Origin of the sequence: Moorena sp. SIO3I8 (assembly GCF_010692325.1) — a bacterium.
Lineage (GTDB): Bacteria > Cyanobacteriota > Cyanobacteriia > Cyanobacteriales > Coleofasciculaceae > Moorena.
Window position 1 is genome coordinate 1 of record NZ_JAAHHW010000372.1, and the last position, 1499, is coordinate 1499.

Sequence of the window (1499 nt, forward strand, 5' to 3'; positions counted from 1 at the left end):
AAGCTATTGTTGATATGCAAGAGGATCTGGTTCAATTGCGTCAAGCAGTTGCCAGGTCAATTGCTGAACAAAAACGCACAGAGCAGCAATACAACAAAAACCAAACAGAAGCTAACAACTGGCAGAAAAGAGCTCAGCTGGCTCTGAGCAAAGGGGATGAAAACCTGGCTCGTGAGGCTCTGGTGCGTAAGAAGACCAATTCTGATACTGCTGCTACCCTCAAAACTCAGTTGGATCAGCAAACTAATCAGGTCAATACTCTTAAGCGTAATCTGGTGGCTCTCGAAGGCAAAATTTCCGAAGCCAAAACCAAAAAGAATATGCTCAAAGCACGTGCTCAGGCGGCTAAGGCGAATGAAAAGTTACAACAAACCATGGGGTCTATTAATACTAGTGGCTCCCTAGCCGCCTTTGAGCGTATGGAACAGAAAGTCTTGGAAATGGAGGCTCGTTCTGAAGCTGCCCATGAGCTGGGTGGTGCTGACTTGGAAAGTCAATTTAGACTCTTGGAAGGTAATGATGTTGATGATGAGTTGGCCACGATGAAAGCTCAGTTGGCTGGTGGTTCTGTATCTCAAGAAGCTTTACCAGCCTCACAGGAGAAACAATCGACTTCCTCAGATTCACCCGTTGACAAAGAGTTGGAAGACCTTCGCAAACAAATTGATAATCTTTAATTGGTAAGCATTCAGCGGTCAGCCGTTGGCCAAAGGCCACGCTACGCGAACAGCCGTCAGCCATTCGCGAATGGCCAAGGCTCACGCTACTTGAGGTGCTGACGTAACATAGATTAAACCAATGCTTACTTGTTTTATTCAAAACCTGAGAGCTGAGAGCTGATAGCTGATAGCTTACGTTAATTGTTAATTTTTAATTGTTAATTGGTTAATTGGTTACTAGCTAATTGGTTACTAGCTAATTGGTTACTAGCCAATTTTCAATTTTCAATTTTCAATTGACTAATTAATTGCTTTGTGTTAATGAAAATGGTTATAGCGTTTCTAGGACTCATGAGGTACACATTATTTTTTACCTCTTCCCTCTTCCCTTTTCCCATATCCGCTGCTCCGAAGTCCCTGCTCCCGTCTTGATGCAGTCGCTCATGGGGGAAACCCCCAAGACCTCGCTGCATCGCTGCTCCGAAGTCCCTGCTCCCTAAAAACCATAAATTTGTACCTCACAAGTCGTAGAATTGCTATAAATGATTAAAATTGCCAACTAAACGGGCAAGGGGTCTCCCGTTATAATCTCCGATTTAACGGGAGGGGAATTGCCCGACAGCGTCTTGAAGTTCTCAACAGATTGGCCAGAGGCCACGCTTTCGGCAGAGCCGACGCTGCTTGAGGTGCGAACGTAAGTGGTACAATAGCACAGTGATATTAACGTACTGCTACAAAATCAAACCAAGTCCCGAACAGATAGCCATCATGGAAAGGTGGCTTGAATTGTTGCGTCGTCACTGGAACTATGCTCTAGGGCAACGACTTGATTGGCTCAAT

At 44.9% G+C, this 1499-nt stretch carries 2 protein-coding genes; both read left to right on the plus strand.

Annotated features, from left to right (window positions below; all coding sequences use genetic code 11):
• Nucleotides 1-677, plus strand: a 677-nt coding sequence (locus tag F6K51_RS37095) for a PspA/IM30 family protein (protein ID WP_293031135.1), incomplete at its 5' end; no start/stop codon positions are given.
• 696 nt (nucleotides 678-1373) lie between these two features.
• Nucleotides 1374-1499 (plus strand): helix-turn-helix domain-containing protein (locus tag F6K51_RS37100; protein ID WP_293031138.1); only part of this gene is annotated, 126 nt, incomplete at its 3' end.